At 54.3% G+C, this 18,856-nt stretch carries 17 protein-coding genes; 2 read left to right on the forward strand and 15 right to left on the reverse strand.

Features of this window, described 5'->3' with window-relative positions:
* Positions 1-50: 50 nt before the first annotated feature.
* The gene (locus CRN80_RS08715; protein WP_003298414.1) at positions 51-1,748 is read left to right on the forward strand and encodes a phosphoethanolamine transferase; all 1,698 of its coding nucleotides are present in this window, start codon (positions 51-53) and stop codon (positions 1,746-1,748) included.
* 122 nt (positions 1,749-1,870) lie between these two features.
* Positions 1,871-1,999 (forward strand): hypothetical protein, encoded by a 129-nt coding sequence (locus CRN80_RS31560; RefSeq protein WP_003253468.1) that lies wholly within the window; start codon positions 1,871-1,873, stop codon positions 1,997-1,999.
* A 143-nt stretch (positions 2,000-2,142) separates the two neighbouring features.
* On the opposite strand, the gene CRN80_RS08720 is transcribed toward CRN80_RS31560, so the two are convergent.
* The 15 genes from CRN80_RS08720 to gyrB form a co-directional block, all read right to left on the reverse strand.
* Entirely contained in the window at positions 2,143-2,349 is a 207-nt protein-coding gene (locus CRN80_RS08720; protein ID WP_003298411.1) for a hypothetical protein, read from the reverse strand.
* A 14-nt stretch (positions 2,350-2,363) separates the two neighbouring features.
* Positions 2,364-2,573: a hypothetical protein gene (locus tag CRN80_RS08725; RefSeq protein ID WP_003298409.1), complete on the reverse strand. Its 210-nt coding sequence runs from the start codon at positions 2,571-2,573 to the stop codon at positions 2,364-2,366.
* Between the two features lie 220 nt (positions 2,574-2,793).
* Entirely contained in the window at positions 2,794-3,717 is a 924-nt protein-coding gene (locus CRN80_RS08730) for a hypothetical protein (protein WP_010951435.1), read from the reverse strand.
* Between the two features lie 310 nt (positions 3,718-4,027).
* Positions 4,028-4,396, reverse strand: a complete 369-nt coding sequence (locus CRN80_RS08735) for a hypothetical protein (RefSeq protein WP_178081004.1) — start codon at positions 4,394-4,396, stop codon at positions 4,028-4,030.
* A gap of 245 nt (positions 4,397-4,641) precedes the next feature.
* Positions 4,642-5,445: an IS21-like element ISPsy20 family helper ATPase IstB gene (istB, locus tag CRN80_RS08740; protein ID WP_029241171.1), complete on the reverse strand. Its 804-nt coding sequence runs from the start codon at positions 5,443-5,445 to the stop codon at positions 4,642-4,644.
* Positions 5,438-6,937: an IS21 family transposase gene (gene istA, locus CRN80_RS08745; RefSeq protein ID WP_102619021.1), complete on the reverse strand. Its 1,500-nt coding sequence runs from the start codon at positions 6,935-6,937 to the stop codon at positions 5,438-5,440. The genes istB and istA overlap by 8 nt, the downstream gene beginning before the upstream one ends.
* A gap of 103 nt (positions 6,938-7,040) precedes the next feature.
* Positions 7,041-7,484: a hypothetical protein gene (locus CRN80_RS08750; RefSeq protein ID WP_244175871.1), complete on the reverse strand. Its 444-nt coding sequence runs from the start codon at positions 7,482-7,484 to the stop codon at positions 7,041-7,043.
* A gap of 2 nt (positions 7,485-7,486) precedes the next feature.
* The gene (locus tag CRN80_RS08755; protein ID WP_126404318.1) at positions 7,487-8,170 is read right to left on the reverse strand and encodes a transcriptional regulator; all 684 of its coding nucleotides are present in this window, start codon (positions 8,168-8,170) and stop codon (positions 7,487-7,489) included.
* Positions 8,167-9,009 (reverse strand): TIGR04255 family protein, encoded by an 843-nt coding sequence (locus tag CRN80_RS08760; RefSeq protein WP_010951432.1) that lies wholly within the window; start codon positions 9,007-9,009, stop codon positions 8,167-8,169. The genes CRN80_RS08755 and CRN80_RS08760 overlap by 4 nt, the downstream gene beginning before the upstream one ends.
* A 645-nt stretch (positions 9,010-9,654) precedes the next feature.
* Positions 9,655-10,014: a histone-like nucleoid-structuring protein, MvaT/MvaU family gene (locus CRN80_RS08765; RefSeq protein WP_010951431.1), complete on the reverse strand. Its 360-nt coding sequence runs from the start codon at positions 10,012-10,014 to the stop codon at positions 9,655-9,657.
* 56 nt (positions 10,015-10,070) lie between these two features.
* Positions 10,071-11,987, reverse strand: a complete 1,917-nt coding sequence (locus tag CRN80_RS08770) for a TniQ family protein (RefSeq protein WP_010951430.1) — start codon at positions 11,985-11,987, stop codon at positions 10,071-10,073.
* 75 nt (positions 11,988-12,062) lie between these two features.
* On the reverse strand, positions 12,063-13,022 hold the full coding sequence (locus tag CRN80_RS08775) for a TniB family NTP-binding protein (protein WP_010951429.1): 960 nt from the start codon (positions 13,020-13,022) through the stop codon (positions 12,063-12,065).
* The gene (locus tag CRN80_RS08780) at positions 13,019-14,977 is read right to left on the reverse strand and encodes a DDE-type integrase/transposase/recombinase (RefSeq protein ID WP_016497347.1); all 1,959 of its coding nucleotides are present in this window, start codon (positions 14,975-14,977) and stop codon (positions 13,019-13,021) included. Before CRN80_RS08780 ends, CRN80_RS08775 begins: the two co-directional genes overlap by 4 nt.
* Positions 14,958-15,596, reverse strand: a complete 639-nt coding sequence (locus tag CRN80_RS08785; protein ID WP_011953077.1) for a TnsA endonuclease N-terminal domain-containing protein — start codon at positions 15,594-15,596, stop codon at positions 14,958-14,960. Before CRN80_RS08785 ends, CRN80_RS08780 begins: the two co-directional genes overlap by 20 nt.
* 838 nt (positions 15,597-16,434) lie before the next feature.
* On the reverse strand, positions 16,435-18,852 hold the full coding sequence (gene gyrB / locus CRN80_RS08790; RefSeq protein WP_003187253.1) for a DNA topoisomerase (ATP-hydrolyzing) subunit B: 2,418 nt from the start codon (positions 18,850-18,852) through the stop codon (positions 16,435-16,437).
* Positions 18,853-18,856: the final 4 nt, after the last annotated feature.

The raw sequence follows: 18,856 nt of genomic DNA on the forward strand, positions 1-18,856 counted from the left end.
CGCTAACTCCATAGCTACCGCCATGGATAAGCAGCTTCCAGAGTTTGATAATGACACCTTCCAAATCCATTGTTCACACCCTGTTAAGCAAATGGATCTTTGCTATTCGCAATGCGCGGCAGAAAGGCATCAGTACTAATTTGCTAATCGGCCTGGTGACTTTTTGGTTACTGCTATTCGCGAACGCTGAGCTCTGGAACGTGCTCTGGAAGCTGGTATTCAAAACCGATGAAGTGAACTGGCAGCTAGCGGCTAGCCTCCCAGTCATAGTATTCGCATGGGTGTTTACCGTTCTGAGCTTGCTGTCATGGGGGCGGCTGGCCAAACCCATACTGTGCCTGGTACTGATCAGCGCGTCTTTTGCGAGTTACTTCATGAATGCCTACGGCATCGTGATCGATTACACAATGTTCACCAACGTTGTGGAGACCGACGTCGCTGAGGCAACCGAGCTGCTGAATTGGAAGCTCGGTCTTTGGGTCGCAATGGTTGGGGTGTTGCCCGTCTACCTGATTGCCCGGGTTCCCCTCCGGCGCAAGCCTTGGGCCAAAGCTTTGGTCAGCAGGTTCATTGCTCTGTCGCTCGCTCTGTTGACCTTATCTGGCATCGCGTTGAGTCAGTACCAGTCGTATGCCTCCTTGCTGCGCAACAATCGGGAGATCCGGCTGATTCTGGTACCTACCAACTTGTTTGCGGCTGGCCATGGGTACCTGAAGCGTCAGCTGGCCTCACCTAAAACGCTGACGGCCATTGGTACTGATGCGGTAGTTAATCGACAGGGTGCGGCTCGTAAACCCAGGCTGCTGGTACTGGCAGTAGGAGAGACCGCTCGCTCCGCCAACTTCTCCCTCAACGGCTACTCCCGTGAAACGAATCCGGAACTAGAAAAGCGAAATGTCATTAGCTTCACGAACGTGAGCTCCTGCGGTACCGCTACCGCGGTCTCGCTGCCATGCATGTTCCTGGACGTGGGTAAGGCCCAGTACAAAGATGGCTTGGCCAAGAGCCGAGAAGGGCTGCTCGACGTGCTTCAACGCGCTGGCATCAGTGTCATGTGGACTGACAACAACTCGGGGTGCAAAGGGGTCTGCGACAGGGTTCCCAACCACAAGGCTGCCTCTCACGCGGATTCCCAACTGTGCACCAGCGAGGAGTGTAAGGACGGGGTGCTGCTCACGGAGATGCAAGACTTCATCAAGCGCCAGGAAGGCGATGCTGTCCTGGTGCTCCACTACAAAGGCAGTCACGGCCCGGCCTACTACAAGCGCTACCCCTCGCAATTCAAGAAATTCGCACCGGTGTGCGAGACCAACGAGCTCGACAAATGTAAGCAGGAGGAGGTGGTCAATGCCTACGACAACTCAATCCTCTACACCGATTATGTGACTGCAAATCTCATCGATATCCTGGCGGCCAACACCAAGTTCGACACTGCGCTGATGTACGTTTCGGACCACGGCGAATCGCTGGGGGAGGGTGGGCTCTATCTACACGGGCTGCCTTACGCGATGGCTCCTGACGAGCAAACAAAGGTGCCGTTGGTACTTTGGATGTCTGACTCGCTCGCGAAGAGCGAAAAGGTCAACGTGGGTTGTTTGAAAGCTCAAACCACGTCACCGCTGAGCCACGACAACCTGTTCCACACCGTGCTCGGCATGATGAACGTCCAGACGTCTTCGTATCGCTCAGCGCTGGATTTCACTGCCCCTTGTAAGCCCTTTGTCGGAGGCTCTTATTCTGGCCTCTGAATGTTCGATGTGGACCGGATCATCGGCCAGGCGGTTCTGCACCAGCCTGCTTTGACAGCTGAGAGAAGCTGGACTAATTACATAGCTGCATTCAACAACCCAAGCGGAAAAGGAAGTTTTGCATGAGCATCAAGCCAGGCCCAAAGCGCACCAATGAAGATGGCACTCCGGACAAAAGGCAGCGAGTCACCCCTGAAAAGCAGAAGGACCATCCGGACCTGAAACCCCACAAGCACAAAAAGGGGGAGTAAGAAAAAAGCAGCTCTCGGGAGCTGCTTTTTTTTTGGGGCTGTGTGCAAACCCTCCCGACCGTCTCGCTGATCAATCGGACCGCGTCGTGAGTCTTCCGCTTGGCTTGATGGATTCTGAAGCTACCTCCGGATCGGTTATCCCTTCAGTGCGGACGACGAGACTGATATCCCAGAGCGTTGAGCTGATACTCGCTGACAGCCCGAAATTGTGATTCTGCGATTTGACGCAGGCGCTCAACCTCTTCGGCAGATGAGCCAGAAGCCTGCGCCTCGTGGTATTGCTTCATCGCATCCACTGCGTCGGTATACATGGGGTGGTCGGGGAGAAGAGCTGGCATCTTTTTCGTCATGTAGCGGCAGGTCCTCACTGGATAGTCGACGGTGGTTTACCTGCTTTGAGGAGCTGAAAATCAATGACCGCCTGATAGAGCGAATCTGCCAATGGGTGAAGACGCTGTACCTCAAGGTCTGGCAATCCAGCAGCCTCCGCTTCGTGGGCCTGTCGGATAGCTTCAAGCGCTTGCCTCATCAGTGGCTCACCAGCCTCGACCATTCCAATGAATGTGCGCTTCACAACATTTTGCTCCATTCAGCTGAAGATGAATTATAGGACACCGCGGCGTGGCAAGGCCCCGAGCAGCATAGGTGTTCGACGCCCGACTGAACGAATCAATGAGGAGCGCGCTGGCCTGGGGAGTGGCCAGGGCGCGTGTCGTAGCTACGTTGTAAACCACTTTTTTTCACTGTAAACCACTGTGGTTACAGTGAAAAAAAGTGGTTTACAACAGGCCTCCTCAGGCCTGAGTCAGCTCCAGCAGATCGCCCAGTTCCTCCCGGGCCATCTTCACTCTATCCATTCTGCGATAAGGATGATCAACCGGCATCCGGATAAGGGATTCGAACCAAGCCGAATCGAATTTGATGACTTCCTTGTGAATGTGCTCAAGCTCACCTCCGCGAGGCTGTGACACTACAAACTCCATGCTTTCAACCAAGCCGGACGCTTCACTGTCTTTGACGATTCGATGGCGGATGAAACTCATTTTGAGATCAAAATATGCCGCCTTCGAACCAGGCACCTTCTTCGATTCCAGCCGACCAGTGCTGCTGATTTCCGCCCCTGGCACCTCAGCGGCAATAGCTTTCACCAGCTCAGCATTTCCAATGACCTTCTGGCCAAACAGGCGGGTGGCGTCCGACATGTAAGCAAAGATCCATGGCACATTGCGAAGCGTCGCGCCGGTATAGAGGTAGCCACGCTCTCCCTTGTAACGCTGCAGCATGCCTCTCAACGCGTTCTCGGAAAGGACCAGTTGGGTCTCTTTCTCCAGGATGTAAACCACGCGATCGAACTGTTCGATCAATAGCTTGAGAATCTTCCGTGGGACGCCGTCAAACCTGGTTTTTCGTTCTGTTTTCTTGTGCTGGCGAGGCTGGAAGTACGGGCAATCGTTACGGGCCTCACTATCAAATGGAGCGATGCCGCGAATGCTCTTAGTAGCATGTTTCCCGAATGGGTTCTTCACGTTAGGCGGTAGCTCATACAGCCCAACCAGCTGGACAGGGTTGTCGCATGCCGGGCATACAGCAAACTGAGCTAGCTTGCCGGCACTTCCAGGCTGGTACCATGGATCTCTGCGGAAGGTCTCGGCCTCGAAACCTTCCTTGTCGATGATCTTGCTTTCTGTGTCTTCGATGCGGACCTTATAGACATCCATCTTTGCTGAAACCGTATCAATAGAGGGTCTCTGGATGGTAACGAGCGAGGATAGGCAGCAGTAGGCCTAACTGACCCTTTTGGTGGTCACCCACTGGTTTGAGGCCCGCCCAAAGCATGCCTGATCGACCTGGGCGGGCCCTAGAAACAACTAACCCCCTGGTGCGCAGTACAGGTCTGGGACCTGCCCGAGGCGTGGGGGCTATTCTTGGAGCGACAGTGACACCGGCTCCGGAGAAAATCAATTGGTTTGTAGAGCAGCCGGTCAGCTAAGGTCAAACCCAGATCCTAAAGGGGAGGCCGATAGCAGCTCAGTCAGCATCATCGGCACCTTCTTCATCTTCATCGGTATCCCCAACACTGAGCCAGTCGTGAAGGTTGTACCGCACGAAGTCTTCCGCATCGAGCATGGTAAAGTCTTGGAGCACCGTGACGTCTGCTCCACCGAAGTACAGCCCATCGTTGAGATTTCTGGCCACCCCGAGCAATTCATTCAGCTGGTCGTGCAGCTCATTTGCGCGCCTGGCGTGCTCTCGTTTGGTCAAAAACCGGAACACCACCTCGTAGGGCTCAGCCGGGTCGCGAATCTCGCCCTTGGGGTTGAAGGAAACCCAAGCACTAGCGAAAAATTGGTTGTTCTGATGGAGGAAATCGTCGACAAGCACGGCGATGCCCTTCATGCCGTCGTCACCTTGGTCTGCCTTCAGGCGGTTGACCAACTCGTCCGGCATCGCAATACGGTTGTAATGGTGGGACTGTTGGCGCTGATTGAAAACTGACCCACCCTGCCGATTGAAAATTGACCCAGGACGGATTGCTGATTTCTGTCCCAGCAATTGTGGATAAGCTTAGCAGCAGTGGGCCGATTCAAGACGCATCAACCCCCACCGCATGTAGGCATGCAGCAGGGTATTTATGGTGCGGATCAAAATGGCTCATCGTCCTCGACATCATCTCCGTCCTTGCGCTTTCGTTCCCGTGACTTGATCTTTGTCTGGGCGGCCAAGGTGCTGTGTTGTAGGCGGTAGGACTCGTTGCCCGTTTCGACGATGTGGCAGTGATGTGTCAGCCGATCCAACAACGCGGTGGTCATCTTGGCGTCGCCAAACACACTCGACCATTCCGAGAAGCTGAGGTTGGTGGTGATGACCACGCTGGTGTGTTCGTACAGTTTGGACAGCAGGTGAAATAACAGGGCACCGCCGCTTTGGCTAAAGGGCAAATATCCCAGCTCATCCAGTATCACCAGGTCTGTGCGAAGCAGTCCCTGGGCGATTCGCCCTGCCTTGCCATCGTACTTCTCACGCTCCAGCAGATTCACCAGATCCACCGTGGAAAAGAAGCGCACGCGTTTGTTGTGGGCCGTGATTCCGGATACAGCCAAGGCACTGGCCAGGTGTGTTTTCCCGGTTCCAGGGCCGCCAATGAACACGACATTCTGCGCCGTTTCAGTGAACGCTAAGCTGGATAGATCGCTGACCAGCCGGGCATCAGCGCTGGAAGCGCTGAAGTCAAAGCCAGCTAAGTCACGGTGCATGGGGAGTTTTGCCATGTTCATCTGATGATTCACCGAGCGCACCGCGCGATCCGCATGTTCCTGCTGAAGCAGATGTTCCAGCAGCCATTTCGATGAAGCCGTCGACGCTGTTCCTTGAGAGACCAGTTCTTCCCAAGCACTGGCCATGCCGTGCAGGCGAAGTTCTTTGAGTTCAGTCATTAGGTCACGCATTGCGATTCTCCTCATCGGTCGCACGGAGCCGGTCGTAGCGTGCTGTATTGGCAACAGGCGCGACCTTGAGTTGCAGGCTGGTTTCTACACTGGGAGGTAGTGCGGTGGAGGTCAGGCGGGCAAGGACATTGAGGATGTGATCGGCGCTCAGACTTCCCGATTCAAGTACCAGCTCCACCGCCACCAGCACAGGTTCGAGCCCCGCAATTGGCACAGCAGCCAGTACCTGCATCATGATTCGATCACCGTTGGTGTGACGCCTCAGTCCTCGTTTGAGAAGCCGTAACGGTTTTGGCAGATCAGCAAATGGCGCACCGTTGCGCAATGCACCAGGCTTGCGTTCGATGAGTGGGATGTAGTGCTGCCAGTCAAAACTGACCTGATCTCGATCAAAGAGGCGCTCGTGACTGGCGATCACCGTTTCGTCAGCAATGACCACGATCCGCGAAGGGTACAAACGGCTACTGACCCACTGGCCGACGCGCTCACATGGCACTGAATAGCGATTTCGCGCCACGCTGATCAGGCAGGTGCTGGAGACCCGCACGGTACGCTCGACGTAGCCATCAAATGCCGTCGGCATTGGCATCATTTCGACCTGCTCCAGCTCTAAGACCTCGGCCACCGTCAGCCCGTTGTACTGCGGATGCACCAGTTCGCTCCAGAGCGACCGACAACGTTGGCCGAGCCAGACATTCAGTTCCTCGAAGGTGTGAAACATACAGTTTTGAGCATCGAGCCAGATTCGCCTCCGGCTGTCCTGAACGTTCTTTTCGACGATGCCTTTTTCCCAGCCAGAGGCCACGTTGCAGAAGTCCGGATCGAACAGATAGTGCGCGCACATCACGGAAAACCGGGCGTTGACCGTGCGCCCTTTGCCTTTGTTGACCTTGTCGACAGCCGTTTTCATGTTGTCGTAGATGCCGCGACGCGGCACACCACCCAACGCTCCAAACGAACGGGTGTGGGCATCAAACAGCATCTCGTGGCCTTGGCTGGGGTACGCAACTAACCAGAATGCGCGGCTGGCACACAGCTTCATGTGGGAGACCTGGATACGTCGAAAAAGACCACCGATCAGCAGACCTTCTTCGCTCCAGTCAAATTGAAAGGCCTCACCGAGCGCAAACGTCAGCGGTACAAAAGCGCGTAAAGACTTGCCTTGCTCGCCTCGCCAAGAGCGCACAAACGCCGTGAGCTGGCTGTAACCGCCGTCATAACCCTCGGCTTTGATCTGCTCAAAAAGTGCTTTGGCGCTCCTGCGGTTGTGTTTTGGCCGGAACGAATCGGCCTTGAGCGCCTGCTCCAGGGTCTCGTGAAAAGGGCTGAGCTTATTGAAGGTTGCGCACCGTTGGTACGCTGGCTGAATGGCTTCGGGCGCTCTGACCCATTTTCGGATGGTGTTTCTCGACAGCCCGGTACGCTTGGCTATCTGATGCAGCGAGAGCTTGTCGCGGAAGTACATCCGCCGGATTTTTCCCAACATTTCCATGCTGATCACCCTGTGTTCTCCTGCTCGAAAAGTGAGCAGAAGCAGTTGAACACCTGGGTCAGTTTTCAGTCGGCAGAAGAGCCTCTACTGGGTCAGTTTTCGGTCAGCGGCAACAGTGGGACATCCAGTATGAGAAATACTGACCGTTTTCTTCGCTCAGCGTGATTACCGGATTTCGGTGGAGCGTCGGAAGCACGGCTCTCTTGGTCCACACACGCTTGTGAATCTTGAGCTCCAAAACCTGCTTTTCCGCGTGCTGCAGGTGCAGCGTACGTGGATTGAGGGCGTGCAGCTGCTTATCAAAGGCCTTTTTCTTTACCTTAACGGCAATCCACTCTATCCACGGCGCATCACAAAGGTTGCGTGCATGCACCGTGCAGGAATGGGAGGCCAACATCCAATAAGCTGGAGCCACCCCCTCGAATTGGCCTTTCAGGACCTCCTCGGATATGTGTTCAATCAAGGCGTCACCTGAGACGGTATCTCCTTGCAGCCAACCAGCAGCGCTAATGGCACTTACGATCTCTTGCTCAGGTGTATCAGCCATAATCAAACCAAATTCGAACCGCCCGATTTTTCTAACCTGGCGATGGTTTTGAGGTCCCTATCACGTAGCTGCTGCGCCTTGCCAGCCAACTCCGCAACCATTCCGTACACACCTTTAGCGCCATTTCGATTCCACGCTTCATCCGAAAGCGCATCCTGAATCAGGCGGCCATCGGCGGTTGGATAGAAAAGCACCCGATGCAGATACTGCGCTTCTTCGGCGTTAACTTGGCGCAACGCCTCAGTTAAAGCCGCAAGCCTCTCGGGAAAACCAGTGGCGGTTTTTCCAGTCCGCCAATTGTACACGGTCTGACGAGACACGTTGAAGATCTGCGCGATGGAGCTATCTGACAACTTGAAGTCGCTCCTAAGCTCCTCGATTAAGGCCGGCGCTACGTCTTCGGTAACATTGGCATCCTGGCTGGTGTCCACCTCGGTCCAGGCACCAGCATGCACGCCATGAAAGCTCATGCCTGCTGAGCCGATAAGTTGTGGATAGGGCAGGGAGGCAGTCCCAGGAGCGACTACTACCGAAACGGCCAGCATCGCTGTGAAAGCAATCGCCAATACAGGGTTTGCTGTCGTGCTACCTACACGCGGAGCAATTTCAGGGTTTTCCCAAGTAGAAGATCTGCTTACAGCAGCCCCGGTAGGATCAATCCATTGCCCATTCATTGCTGTAGTCATTTCGCCTTCCCCCAAACCTCAAAGGCATGATCTTTCGCGACTGTCCTAAAAGCAAAGTTAGCAGTCTTATGCAAACCGTCGAGTCTCGTGCAGATCTCCTCGGTTCCCAGTCGTTCGGCTAACTGCAGCGGCCAATGCGCATCCGTATCGAGAAGAGCACCATTTTCGCTAACAGGCACAAATGCACCTTGCAGAGGAGCACCATGCTTGGATGAATTCCTCGATTGCTTAGCAATTTCGAAAACCATGGCCGGCTCGACCAAATCTTCCGGTATCCACATACCAGTCTGCCGCCAGCATCTGATGTGCAGATACTCCGGATCTAGATGGTAGGTGGTAGTAGAGATTCCAAGCTGCTCCTTGGGGACTTTCCCATGCGCCGCTAGCTCATCGCATTTAAGTGGGAGCATGGCTTCCGGAAGGTAGTCGGCTAGGGTCTCACCTTCAGCTGGTTCAATTTTATCGACGTACCGCATCCCGATAGCGGTGATATCCAATGCACCTGCTTGCCCTACCAGCGCCTCAATGCACTCACGGAAAAGCGCTAAGTGGTTATCAAAATGAAGATAATTTGTGCTTTGCAGGATCATGTGATCCATGGCCAGCACACACGCGTAGTCAGCATCCCGATTAAGGAACGCCCAAGAATTCGGTTCTCCGCTGTGCATCACTCCAGGCGGCACGCCCTTGACCATCTGGAAGAAGCCCGGGAGGCTCTGACGGATCGTGTGCTGAATGTCTGGGATCAGCTTTGGCAGCTTAAGAATCGGGGCAAATCTGATTACGCTCAACGCATAGATAAGCGGCGCCCTTGCTAAGACCCCTTCGCGTTCTGACATGTTAACTCCTCCACCGCGCCCAACGAGGGACCGGATTCTACATCATTTGACAAATCCTTTGACAAGAACTGTATAGCAGGGCCTTTCGATTTGACAAGCGGTCCCCGTGAGGGATGGAGTGCAGAAAACGCCTCCATCAGGAGCTTACTCGTCATTCCAGAAAAGCCTCTACAGACACCATCGCTAAGCCTCTGAGGAAGCACGAATTTTTAATCAGAGCTCTTCCTAGCAGTGAGAAGAAACTCAACGAATCGTCACCAGATAGCTCAATCCAGGGGAACGCTTGCTCTGATGGGGTGGTTCAGAAACGTGCTGTCTGGTCCAGATTTCTCATCTACGAAGAGCACGAAGAGCTCTTGGATCCAGAGTTTGAGGCCGTGATTGGCTGAATGGAGAGGTCGGAAAGAGGACGGGTGATCCAGTGAAGCACAAGCGCAGTCAGGAGGCTTGCGATGGTGTTCACTGAGATTGAGACGAGAGCATTCCGCATTTTGGAGAGTCCATTTTTTGAAGTGGACCTCTATTTAATGCGCATAAACTGTGTGTCACCACCACCCGCAGAAAATTTCGTCACGCCCCAGAATGGGAATTTGCATTCGGGGCGCACCACGATTCATCTCGTGCCAGAAGCCGCCTGCAGTGCAATCAATTGGCGAGCCAAGACTCGACTACCTCAGCGCCATACTCGTTTTTCCAGGCCTTAAGCGTACGCTGATTACCACCCTTGGTCTCAACAACCTCTCCGCTGTGTGGATTCTTGTAGACCTTTACTTCGCGTGGTTTCCGAGAGGTTTTTGGGGCCATATCAGTGGAAGCCACCGCTTGCGGATCGAGGATCAGCACCACTTGGCGCAGGCCGTAGCCATACTCGTTGAGCAAACTGCGCAGCTTCGTTTCAAATTCCATTTCCTGCTTCAGGGCAGAGTCATTTTTCAGCGCTTCCAGCTCCGCCAGTTGGGCTGCGAGCTGTTGTTCGAGCAGGCGGAATTCAGCGAGACGGGACATAAGATTCTCCAAAATGGGTTCGATGATTTTAGCAATCAAGAAAGAAAGCGTGCTAACTATCTTGATCCCACATGCCTGAATCGGCAATCACGAGGCTGAGCGATCGGTGTGGATAAAAACGTGATGGCTTCAGGATCGTCGATCTGGGCGGCTTCACTTGCGAGGTAATCGATCAGCTTTTTGCTTCTTACCCAAACGTACTGCCGGCAAGCCGCGTTTGGAATGGATGGCCCCGCAACGGGGCGAAACCTGGCCTCCCAAAGGTGCTTGAACGCCTCCCTGGTCGACTTCCCCAAATACACCGCAATCTCCGGTCCCAAGATATAGCCACGCCTGAATCTGTCGATGGCTTGAGGCTTAACCATCAATTGCGTACGCCGGCCTCGTTCGACAGCAGTGCTCCATAGCAGACCCAGTCGAACGAACGCGTATGCGCATTGTTCTTTGACGCCTAACAGCGCAGCAGCCTTGACTACCGACAGGCCGGGAAAGACCGGACTCTTGTTCTCAGCTCGGGCTTGTTGCCACGCTGCAAAATCTTGCGGCTTGAGTAACCACGCCCCTACCGCAACCGAGCCATTCTCAGCTGGGCCGTAAGCGCGAAGTTCACCTGCACGTATTGCCTGAACCAACTCGACCAACCCACCCCCCTTGGGCAGAGAATGCTTGGCCAAGTAGTTGATCGACACCAGGCTCTGGTCAGAGCTGGTAGGCAGCTTCTCATCAATCAATTCGTTGATCGAGCGGCAGTCAATCAGCCACCTTTCGCCTGGGCGCGGTTCTCCACCAAAGAACTGGAGGGTACCACCAGCTAGCAGCTGCCTAACCCGATTGCGACAGAGGCTTAGCAAAGTCGAGGTTTCTTTCATATCAGCCACGCCCTGGAGATGCTGCGAGATTGCCTTCAAATGATCCAGGTCCACGACCGTAAAGACTCGATCTTCATGGACCTTCTCCCGATAGGCGATTTGTCCCTCCTGATGAAGGCGTTTTATGACTGATACCCCGAGACCACAAGCTTCAGCAGCAGAATCGAACGACACCCAACGATGTCTCTCAATCGTCTCCTCACTCAAATTGCGATTTCGCTTCGCTAACGGTGCTTCCCACGCATGCTGCAGAAATGATTCGAACTCTCGACGAAGAAAGTCAAAACAAGAGTCATCCAGATCACGGTGGATGTCGTGGTATATCGGGCCGAACGATCTGCTGAGCGTCCAATGTTCGTTATCGGAATGGACTGCCTTGAGGCCACTCAGCAGTTCTCTGAATGCGAGAGGCCAGTTCATGAGAACCACGCCCGCCGCGTTTGCCATAAGCCGCGATATCTCTAGCGAACCCGAATCAGCAACCTTCAGCGGCTGGGTTCTTTCCGTAGGCAAACTTCTGACAGCGAGACGCGATGACAACTCGTGAAACTGTTCGTAGGTGAGGGCCGCCAATCCCGCGTCAGCTGGCAACGAGTCGGCGTAAAACCTATCTTCAAAGCCAGAGGTGAGCCAGGCGGCCGTATCACTCGCCGGCGCGATCTCAAAATTGGTCCCACTCAATGAGGTGCCACACGCTTGGCAACTATTCGCACTCATTGCGCTTGGATCGGTTTCCTTCAGACAGTTGGGGCACCGCCCGTGGAGTTCAGTGCCGTGGACAGAACACGTCGTAACCAGGGTCAAGCCCCAGCTTTCTCTCCAATAACCGGCTTCGCCCAAACAGATCGGACAGTAACGAGCGTGATGAGTCGTCCATAACTTGACCCCCTTGGGCCTTGGATCACGAAACTCAGCAGATACCGCAGGCCAGCTCAGTGGTCCTTCCATCATCTGCAGCCAGTCCGCAACATCGGTCTCGTCGGCTCGTGCAAAGGCGGTGAGCAGTTCCTTTCTGGGTAATCCGTTGGCTTTCGCCAGGCGCTGCAGGTACCCCAAAAGACTTTCGTCTTGGTGTGGTCGTGGGTTGATTAAAAGACCAAACATTCCTACACATCCATGAAATCGAAGACATAAAAATCAGGGGAGTAGAGCCGGGCCGATAAGCCCGGCCCTTGGCCGTCAGGTACTGCTCTCTTCGAACGTCTCAAACGGCTCCCGCTTCCCGAACAGAGGCTGGAAATTGAAGCTCGCACTGAAGGGGTTTCGATCCTCGGTGGCGTAGCTCCAAACCTCGTCTTCAAAAGCCTGGGCCAGCACAGGAAGTTCAATCCCGACAAGGTCCTGGACTTGAACCAGCCAAACAGCCCTGTCCACAATCTTGATGAGGTAGTCGATCAATCCATAGGAAGCCAGGTAGAAGCGTTTAATCATCGCTGGCTCTACAAAACTTATGGTTTGAACAGGCAGTTCGCCCTCGATTGCCTGCAACAACATCACGAAATGAAGAGACGTATTAGCGGAGAAGGTGAAGCGATCGTATGCCACCGTGGCCGAAAACCTGCGTCGCAGTTGCTCGTTTGCTAGCAGGAGATTTTCGGTGCGCTTCAGCCCAATCAGAACAAACGCGATACTGGTTTCATTCATCAGACTCTTGATCCAGTCTGCTGCCTCATACGCACCATTACGACGATAATCGACCAGGTGCTGCGCCTCATCGAGGACCAACATCTCCACGCCAAGGTTCTTCAGCAGCAGGACTACTCGCGCAAATTTAACCTCTGCCGAATGTCCTCGTGCCTCTGCGAAGGGATCCTTCAGCTCTGCCAAAATGGCTGCTGCCAGGTTCTTTTTGGTTGGAGACGAAGGCATCTCGACGAACAGAACTGTCCGCTTCTGTGGGTCATGGCTCTCCAATTCCTCCAATGACCGAATGTACTCCTTGACCAATGTGCTCTTGCCCACTCCGCTTGGACCTTGGATCAGCAACCCTTTACTTGCTCTGGTACGCCGACTATCGCCGTGGATATCGCCTAGTCGCGTCAACGCTCGCTCGACTTGAGGGCTGTGAATAAAACGATCGCGGAGCGTAAAGCTGTATTCACCATGCTCGTAGCATTCGTACAGATTGATGGCGTTCATGGCTTAGAACTCCCAGCAGGGCGACGAACCGAGACCTTGAAGGCTGCTGGCGGAATGTTAGGAATAGAGTCACCGGTCCATTCCACTTCAGCGAGTACCTTGGGTGGAGGCGTGCTTTCGGTCACTCGACCCTCCTTGTCGATTTTCGCTATGGCAGCTGCGCGTCGTTTTCTGAGCGTCTGCGAACGGCGGGCCTCGTCTGCATCTTCCATAATTTCCTGGTAGCACCTGTGCGTAGCCTCGAAGCTAGGCTGCTCATTATATTTTTCTCGCAGCGCTTTCTCGGCAGCCTTCCACACCTCCCTGCTCTTACCGGCCATTCGCTCATCTTTGGCGGGCACTTTGAAGAACAAGTTTCTGAAGCGGTCGTGAACCCAAACGTGCCCGGCTTCGTCTCGATAGCGGACGTTTACCTTTTCTCCGTCTGCCAAACGCATACGGAGCTCAGCAAGTTCCGTAGAGTGGTAGCCCACTTTGGCAACCTCGATGCCGTAATGGTGAACCTTCACCGAGGCCCGCTTGGCCAGAATGCACTCCAACGAGTCCAGGTCGACGGGAAGGCTGATGACATGGTTCGCCTCGCTAGTCCCCCAGACTTGAGCCGGTGTTCTGTTGTCCAGCCCCCGATGAGGAGTCTGGTGGTAACCATCGACGATCCATTTCACTACCACCGCCTCCAATTGAGGGAGCGTGAAACATGCATTCTTCTCCGAGTCGTAATCGCCACGCTGCTGGATATTCGAGAAGGTGGTACCCGGGAGGTTGTGGATAAGCCCCAGGTTCTGTGTGCTGAAAAAGCGTTCGACGGCACCTTTCCTTTGAGGGGCCCTTGAAGCGGGATACATGATCTCGATACCCAACTCGTTGAATCCCATGATGAGATCGCCCGCGTGAAATTCCGCTGCGTTGTCTGGGACTATTCGAGCCGGCAGCCCACGTGCCCACCATTCATTTCTCACTTTCGGAAAGCGCTTCAGCAATTCGGCTTTTGGACGGATTGAGCGTTCGATCACACGAAGCACGGTTTCCGTATTTGGCGCCGACAGGTGGAGCAAATATCCCATCACCATTCGAGAGAAGCGGTCGAGGACGATCGTCAGATAGGGGCGCCCAATGCACAGCCCCGAGGTTTCATCCACAAGCTGGACGTCCAACAAGGTGTGATCAATTTCCCAACGTTCCAAAATCTCATGGACACGTAGGACACCCGCCGCAACACGGTGCTTCTTGTCTGCTGCGTGTTTTCCGAGCCTCTCCTTATCCACAAGGTACGGATCCAGCTTGGCGATGTACCTTCGGACAGTCATTCCGCTTGGGATCTTGAGCTGATCCGAAGGCAAACGACTTTTGTTCCTCTCTTTTATCTGATCTTCGAATTCTGAAACGACCACGCTGACCGCTGGAATCGTATCCTGCAGGTAGGTTTTATTAATCACCCCTTCAAGAATAACTTCGAGCTCTCCCTGTATCGCGGCAGCCCGACCCTTTTTGGCATGCTGAGGGATAAGCTTTACTACGTTCTGGCCAATGTATTTGGCTGCCCAACGTCGAATAGTGGAAACCGAGGGTGCGCACGCATCCCCAATCTTTTTGGCGATATCTCTAAGTTTCTTGATCATGTCTTCGTCACCCGGTAGCTTGTATTTACCGCGCTTAGTTAGGTCGTCCAGATACTTGCGTCGACGCAATGCCTCATCTCCATGTTTTTTGGGGAAGCATGAAATATCTGGAGGGACGTTCCGCACATACGGAACCTTCCCAAGGTATGGCTGATCAGCGGAGATCTCGATCTCGCGCTTCTCGTAGGCCTCATAGAACTCCTTCTCGGATAGCTTCGTGGGCTCACCAAGCTCATCGAAAAAGAGCAGCTTCCGGTCAATAAGCCTCTTCTCAAGCACCATCAGTACGCCACGAACGATGACGACCAATTTCACCCTAAGGGAAAAGGTTTGCATGACGGTGCCCCCCTTGCAGGAAGACCGGGGAGTCAGTGTCAATTGACCTATCAAGGTCAATGCCCACCACCCCAAGGCCTAACAAGCGCCAGGCTTTCCCCTCACCAACCACGTAGAGCAGATCTGCAACGGTCATAGGCGGCCATTCGTTGAAGGTCGCCATTACCTCCTCCAACGCCTGATGCGAAAGCTCTGGACCGCGCCGGTGATACATCAGCCTTCTAAGATTGGTAGCCAGGGGTTCAGCTTCAATTAACTTTTCAGTGATCACCGAAAAGTTACGGGCAGTGGCGTTGAAGTAGCGCTCAGCGGCATCCAGTCGCTGCCTGACGCTGGCAATCTTCAGTCGGTCGTGAGGCTTCACTTCAAACCACCACTCGCGCCCATCCGCGAGGAAAACCTGTACGTCTGGGTAATATTTGAAGTAGCCCTGGAGCGATGGAACACGTTCCTCACTGGGCTGCGGGACGTAGCCGATGACCGCAGGAGACAGCTCAAGAAGCCGAAAAAGAGCGCCTTCGAGCTGGGACTCCCAGGGCACAGGCTTTTTATTTTTGAGCGATGGGAAGTAGCCGCGGTAATGGTTGGACCGCCGCGTGACCACCTTTCGTACTGTCATGAAACACCTCCGAAAATCTCGAAACGAGCGCCGACGCTGCGCCAAAAAATCAAGGCGCAGGGCGGGCGAAGTGAGGCCTTTCGACAGGCAACACTGTGCCGTCGAGTAACCTCGCTAAGGTCGAAAAAATGGGAGAGGATTGACAGTCGCTTCGAAAAAGCAGACATTGCGGGTTCTGAGGACGCAAGTCTGCTTCGCTAAGCGCGGTCAGTCCTCTCGGGATTGATCGCGTTTTTCTACATTTTCAGGTCTCCTTTTCTCTCATTGGTCATGACTCTCATGACTGATCAGAATCTAAAGCAATCGGCTTGCTCTCTTTATTTCTAAACGGCCACTTCGTGATCGCTGGAGCAATTTGGATCAGGTCTGAAGCTCTCGCTTCAAACAGCTGATTTGGCTGAAAATCTTCAGTGCAAAGCGGAAAAGTTGGTCATAGATCTTATTCCAACATCCCTTCGAAATCTACAAAAAATCCAAAATGGCAACTTCCACCAAATTCCACTTCCATACTAAATTGTTCAAATTAATACTTAACACGTACGCTTAATTAACTATTAAGGTGTTCAAATATTAGTTTTAAAGTCCTCTCAATCTCTCTGCTGCTCAGATCCGCCCGCCGACCCTCTCAGCACTTCCAGCGCCCCATCAAATCACTTCCTCAAATCCCCCCATCTGCATCATTTTCCAATGAGCGGAGTAGGGCGCCCCGGCAGGAATTCCAGGCAAAAAAAAGCCCGCGAAGGCGGGCTTGATGGTGACCGACAGGGGCCATGGTTGAAGCCCGGCCGGTCATCTATTTGTGAAAGCGTGCAGCTTTTCTGTGAACCTACACTAATAATCAGAAGTCCAGGTTAGACACCGCCAAAGCATTGCTCTCGATGAAGTCACGACGAGGCTCGACCGCATCACCCATCAGGGTGTTGAAGATCTGGTCTGCGCCAATGGCGTCTTCGATGGTCACGCGCAGCATGCGACGCTGAGCAGGGTCCATGGTGGTTTCCCAGAGCTGATCCGGGTTCATCTCGCCCAGACCTTTATAGCGCTGGATGGTATGACGCTTGGTGCTTTCCGCCATCAACCAGTCCAAGGCTTCCTTGAACTCCTTGACCTGCTTCTTGCGTTCGCCACGCTGAATGTAGGCACCGTCGTCCAGCAGGGTGCTCAGTTGCGCGCCGAGGGTGACGACGGTCTTGTAGTCGTTGCTGCCGAAGAAGTCGCGGTTGAAGGTGACGTAGTTGGACAGGCCATGGGAGATCAGTTCGACCTCTGGCAGCCATACGTTACGTTCGCGGTCTTCACGCAGGCTGGCTTTGTACACCAGGCCAGACTTCTCCACAGTACGCAGGCGCACTTCGTATTGGGCCAGCCAATCCTGCATGGCGGCGTGATCGCCCAACTGCTCCAGGCTTACGGCCGGCAGGTAGATGAAGTGCTCGGTCAGCTCCTGTGGGTACAGGCGCGACAAACGCTTGAGCGTCTTCATGACCATGCGGAAGTCGTTGACCAGTCGCTCCAGCGACTCACCGGAGATACCCGGCGCTTCGTCATTCAAGTGTAGGCTGGCATCTTCCAGAGCCGACTGCGTCATGTACTCTTCCATGGCGTCGTCGTCTTTGATGTATTGCTCTTGCTTGCCCTTTTTCACTTTGTACAACGGCGGCTGAGCGATGTAGATATAGCCACGCTCGATCAGCTCCGGCAACTGACGGAAGAAGAAGGTCAGCAGCAGGGTACGGATGTGCGAACCGTCGACGTCAGCATCGGTCATGATGATGATGTTGTGGTAGCGCAGCTTGTCGATGTTGTACTCGTCGCGGCCGATACCGCAGCCCAACGCTGTGATCAAGGTGCCGACTTCCTGGGAGGAAATCATCTTGTCGAAGCGGGCCTTCTCAACGTTAAGGATCTTACCCTTCAACGGCAGGATGGCCTGGGTGCGACGGTTGCGACCCTGCTTGGCGGAACCGCCAGCAGAGTCACCTTCCACCAGGTACAGTTCGGAGAGGGCAGGGTCCTTCTCTTGGCAGTCAGCGAGTTTGCCTGGCAGGCCGGCGATATCCAGCGCGCCTTTACGGCGGGTCATTTCACGGGCCTTACGCGCGGCTTCACGGGCGCGGGCAGCATCGATCATCTTGCCGACGACCAGCTTGGCTTCGTTCGGGTTTTCCAACAGGAAGTCGGAGAAGTACTTACCCATTTCCTGTTCAACTGCGGTCTTCACTTCGGAAGACACCAGCTTGTCTTTGGTCTGGGAGCTGAACTTCGGATCCGGCACCTTGACCGAGATGATCGCCGTCAGGCCTTCACGGGCATCGTCACCGGTGGTGGCGACTTTATGTTTCTTCGCCAAGCCTTCCGCTTCGATGTAGGTGTTCAGGTTACGCGTCAGCGCGGAACGGAAACCCACCAGGTGAGTACCGCCATCGCGTTGTGGAATGTTGTTGGTGAAGCACAACAGGTTCTCGTTGAAGCTGTCGTTCCACTGCAGGGCGATTTCCACGCCGATGCCGTCTTCACGCTGGATGTTGAAGTGGAACACCTGGTTGACCGCAGTCTTGTTGGTGTTCAGGTATTCAACGAACGCACGCAGGCCACCTTCGTACTTGAACAGCTCTTCCTTGCCGCTGCGTTCATCCTTGAGGACGATGCCGACACCGGAGTTAAGGAAAGACAGTTCGCGAATCCGCTTGGCCAGGATATCCCAGCTGAAGTGGATGTTCTTGAAGGTTTCTTCCGAGGGTTTGAAGTGGATCTGGGTACCGGTGGTTTCACTGTCACCGACGATTTTCATCGGCTCCTGTGGCACGCCGTGGACGTAGGTCTGCTCCCAAATCTTGCCGCTACGGCGGACAGTCAGGATCAGCTCTTCGGACAGGGCGTTCACTACCGACACACCTACACCGTGCAAACCGCCGGATACTTTATAGGAGTTGTCGTCGAACTTACCGCCAGCGTGGAGCACGGTCATGATGACCTCTGCCGCCGAAACGCCTTCTTCTTTGTGCACGTCTACCGGGATGCCACGACCGTTGTCACGCACGGTGATGGATTCATCCGGGTGGATGATAATGCTGATGTCGTCGCAGTGACCGGCCAGAGCTTCGTCGATGGAGTTATCGACCACCTCGAACACCATGTGGTGCAGACCGCTACCATCATCGGTGTCGCCAATGTACATACCGGGACGTTTGCGTACGGCATCCAAACCTTTCAGCACTTTAATGCTGGTCGAGTCGTACGTGTTTTCTTCGCTCATGCCT

The sequence above is a fragment of the Pseudomonas sp. FDAARGOS_380 genome (assembly GCF_002591235.1).
GTDB classification, from domain to species: domain Bacteria; phylum Pseudomonadota; class Gammaproteobacteria; order Pseudomonadales; family Pseudomonadaceae; genus Aquipseudomonas; species Aquipseudomonas salmasensis.

Coding starts and splice junctions, on each gene's coding strand:
- istA (WP_102619021.1), bottom strand. CDS start 6,937: ATGGAAATGTTGGGAAAAATCCGGCGGATGTACTTCCGCGACAAGCTC.
- istB (WP_029241171.1), bottom strand. CDS start 5,445: ATGCGTGACCTAATGACTGAACTCAAAGAACTTCGCCTGCACGGCATG.
- CRN80_RS08770 (WP_010951430.1), bottom strand. CDS start 11,987: ATGTTTGGTCTTTTAATCAACCCACGACCACACCAAGACGAAAGTCTT.
- CRN80_RS31560 (WP_003253468.1), top strand. CDS start 1,871: ATGAGCATCAAGCCAGGCCCAAAGCGCACCAATGAAGATGGCACTCCG.
- CRN80_RS08765 (WP_010951431.1), bottom strand. CDS start 10,014: ATGTCCCGTCTCGCTGAATTCCGCCTGCTCGAACAACAGCTCGCAGCC.
- CRN80_RS08755 (WP_126404318.1), bottom strand. CDS start 8,170: ATGACTACAGCAATGAATGGGCAATGGATTGATCCTACCGGGGCTGCT.
- CRN80_RS08785 (WP_011953077.1), bottom strand. CDS start 15,596: ATGACAGTACGAAAGGTGGTCACGCGGCGGTCCAACCATTACCGCGGC.
- CRN80_RS08735 (WP_178081004.1), bottom strand. CDS start 4,396: ATGAAGGGCATCGCCGTGCTTGTCGACGATTTCCTCCATCAGAACAAC.
- gyrB (WP_003187253.1), bottom strand. CDS start 18,852: ATGAGCGAAGAAAACACGTACGACTCGACCAGCATTAAAGTGCTGAAA.
- CRN80_RS08715 (WP_003298414.1), top strand. CDS start 51: ATGACACCTTCCAAATCCATTGTTCACACCCTGTTAAGCAAATGGATC.
- CRN80_RS08775 (WP_010951429.1), bottom strand. CDS start 13,022: ATGAACGCCATCAATCTGTACGAATGCTACGAGCATGGTGAATACAGC.
- CRN80_RS08780 (WP_016497347.1), bottom strand. CDS start 14,977: ATGCAAACCTTTTCCCTTAGGGTGAAATTGGTCGTCATCGTTCGTGGC.
- CRN80_RS08730 (WP_010951435.1), bottom strand. CDS start 3,717: ATGGATGTCTATAAGGTCCGCATCGAAGACACAGAAAGCAAGATCATC.
- CRN80_RS08720 (WP_003298411.1), bottom strand. CDS start 2,349: ATGACGAAAAAGATGCCAGCTCTTCTCCCCGACCACCCCATGTATACC.
- CRN80_RS08760 (WP_010951432.1), bottom strand. CDS start 9,009: ATGTCAGAACGCGAAGGGGTCTTAGCAAGGGCGCCGCTTATCTATGCG.
- CRN80_RS08750 (WP_244175871.1), bottom strand. CDS start 7,484: ATGGCTGATACACCTGAGCAAGAGATCGTAAGTGCCATTAGCGCTGCT.